Below are 3,185 nucleotides of genomic sequence, written 5' to 3' on the forward strand. Positions count from 1 at the left end.
GGTGTTATCGAATCTAAATCCCCTCACCCTAACCCTCTCCCGAAGGGAGAGGGAATTAACGGGACAGCAGTGACTTATTTTTTCTGTCGTCTCTGCCATTTTCCCGTTCATGCCGAGGCAAAGGGAGTTTTTACTTGACGGTGCCTCCGGGGCGGCCCCATGGCGAAGCCTCCAGCCAGGTATCGATCTCCGCAACAGGCATGGGTTTGCCCATATAAAAGCCCTGGCCACAATCACAACCCAGGGCGACCAGTTCATCCCAGATCGCCTTACTCTCGACGCCCTCGGCGACGACGCGCAGGCCCAGGTCATGTGCCATGGTGATAGTGGAACGCACGATGGTTGCCGAGTCCTTGTTTTCCAGCATCTCCATAACAAATGACATATCAATCTTCAACGCGTCCATCGGTAGTTTGCGGAGATAGCTCAAGGACGAATAGCCCGTTCCAAAATCATCAATATAGAGAGCGATGCCGAGGTCCTTGAGCGCCAATAGTACCTGCAAGGCCCCCGCAGGATCCTGCATCAAGGCACTTTCCGTGATCTCTATTTCCAGCAGGCTCTTATCGTTGCGGTAAAGCTTGCGCAGGCGCCTGATCCTTTTCAGCAATGTGGGGTCGAGCAGGTCGCGCGCCGACAGGTTAATCGCAATCGGCACCTCGAGTCCGTCCTGCATCCAGGAATACGACTGCTCCAGTGCTATCTCCAGCACCTCGTTGGTGAGCGTGCTGATCATGCCGGTGTACTCGGCGAGGGGAATAAACTCAGAGGGAGATATCATGCCGAGATCATGATGACACCAGCGCGCCAGGGCTTCAAAGCCGCAAATATGATTCGTCGCCATGCTGATTTTTGGCTGGTAGAACAACGACAGCTCACGCATCTGCAATGCCTTTTGCAGATCGGTAGCGAGTCTCAGGTGCCGCTTTTTATCCTTCATCGGATCCGATTCGACTGAATAAAACACATATTCCTTGCCGGAATTTTTGGCCAGCTGCACGGCAATGTCAGCGTGCCGAATCAGATGGTCAAGATCATCGCTGGCATCCGGGAAAATCACGATGCCTGCCCGTGCCCTGATGGAGACGTCAATATTTCCTGTTGTAGTGGGGCTATCCAGAGAATTGAGTATAGTGACGGTCTTTTTCTCAGCGTCGCCACTGTTCGCCCCCGGCAAGAGCACCGCAAATTCATCGCCTCGCATGCGTGCTGCAACCTGACCCGTCTCCAGCAGTTCCCCGATCCTATGACCAGCTACCCGCATCACTTCGTTACCTGCCTCGAAACCGAGTGTATCGTTGATATCCTTTAAATGATTTATATTGAATAGCAATATCGCCAGGGGCTCATCACGATTCTGAGCGGATTGCTTGCGCTGGTGTAATTCCTCTTCAAGAAAGAGGTGGTTGGGCAACCCGGTGATGTTATCGTTATAGGCCGTGTGCTGCATTGCCGCCTGGGCCTCTTCATTCTTTATGTGTGTCCGCAAGGCGTTAATACCATAGGCAAGGTCCTGTGACATTTCACGCAGCACAGCGATTTCATCATCATCAAAGGCGTCGTTTTTCGCCTCACATATGCTTAACACACCAAGTACATCGGTTCCTGTGAACAACGGTAATGAGACAATAGCAGCTACATCCATCTTGCCGGCCTTATTCTGTTCATGCTGATAATCCGGGTTCGATCGCAAGTTCTTAATCATCTGCATTTTCCCCGTGCGGATGACCTTTTCTGACAGTCTGCTATAGATGTCCGGGCCGTTGGCCACGGGAGGGGGGTATCTTCCCGCATTCCCCGTATCCTCTGCATGTGCCACAACTTCAAGTTGCTGCTCGTTATCGCGCTGCCTGTATTCTACCCAGGCCATACTGTAACCTCCCTCTTGCACGGCAATGCGACACATCTCCTCGAGTAGTCCCTGCTCGTCTTTCGCCCTGACAAGCGCCCTGTTGCCGGCACTGAGGGTATGCAGGGCGCGATTGGCGCGACCCACTTCCCATTCTTTCAGTTCCAGGTCATTATGTCGTTGCTGGATTGTCGCCGCCATGTCATTAAAGGTATCGGCCAGCAGGGAGAATTCGTCATTACGCTTATCCAGCTTGATGCGCGCATCAAGCTCACCTTTGCCGAGTCGTCTGCTGAAGCTGGCCATAACCGCTATCGGGTCGAGCATGAAACGTTTTGTACCTAACCAGGTGATAGCGATCACCGTCATTACGCCAAGCAGGACCATCAGAATATTGAATCTGAATGCCTGGTTTACCGGCCTGTATGCGACATCGAGCGGAATGCCGACGCGTACGTAAACGTTGTTACTGACCTGTTCGCTGAGCCCGGCATAGGCATATAGCAAGCGGTTGCCTTGCCTGCCCGTAGCAACCGAGACGCCTTCGCCTTTTTGTTGAAATATCTCCTGAACAATGGCCTCGTCACTGATGTTATTACCCAGCCAGTTCTCTGCCTCCGGATACTGCACCAGTACCGTGCCCTCAGCATCGAAAATAGTGACCGTGGTCCCGACAGGCAGTGACAGCTTCGTCAACTGGTGGCTTAACCAGGCAAGTTCAAAGGCGGCGAAGATGATCCCGTCGGGGCGGCCCTCTGCGTTCAGTATCGGATAACCGAAATTCAGGCCGCTCTTATGCGTGATCCGGCCAACCTGGTATTCACCGATAGAAAAGTCGCCACTCTGCATGGCGCGCTGAAAATAACCACGATCCTGAATCCGGACAGGCACGGGCATATGCAGGCCACTGCACCACATTAAACCATCGGCATCGGCGACCCCGAAATTACTATAATAGGTATAGGCACCAAGCAATTTGGTCAGGGTGCGCCTGCAGGCAATCGGGTCACCATCACGTATATCAGCATGCAAGGCCAGGATAGGCAGCAGGTTACTGGTACCGATGATGATCTCACGCTGTTCCTGTTGAACCTGCCTGGCCAGGTGAAGCGCTGTCTGCTGGATGGCGAATTTCTCATGTTCACGCCCCTTCAGGGTATCGTAGAACATTAACGCAAATACCGGGATCACGGCGAAGATAAATAACAACAGCACCCGGTAACGAAGACTGAAAAACTTTTTCATCTGAATATACTTTCCTTCACTGCTGTCCCGTTAACTTTCACAGCAAAACCATCTGATTGACATCGTGTTGATTATCGCGTGGTGGATCGCC

General features: G+C 52.6%; 1 protein-coding gene. It reads right to left on the reverse strand.

Annotated elements, in window-relative coordinates; translation table 11 throughout:
- Positions 1 to 130: 130 nt before the first annotated feature.
- Positions 131 to 3,094: an EAL domain-containing protein gene (locus tag RQ738_RS13425; protein WP_314165819.1), complete on the reverse strand. Its 2,964-nt coding sequence runs from the start codon at positions 3,092 to 3,094 to the stop codon at positions 131 to 133.
- Positions 3,095 to 3,185 lie beyond the last annotated feature (91 nt).

Source organism: Sulfuriflexus sp., assembly GCF_032250955.1.
Taxonomy (GTDB): domain Bacteria; phylum Pseudomonadota; class Gammaproteobacteria; order AKS1; family AKS1; genus Sulfuriflexus.

Bases quoted from the DNA above. Each gene is read 5' to 3' on its own strand.
- RQ738_RS13425 (WP_314165819.1), bottom strand. From the start codon at position 3,094: ATGAAAAAGTTTTTCAGTCTTCGTTACCGGGTGCTGTTGTTATTTATC.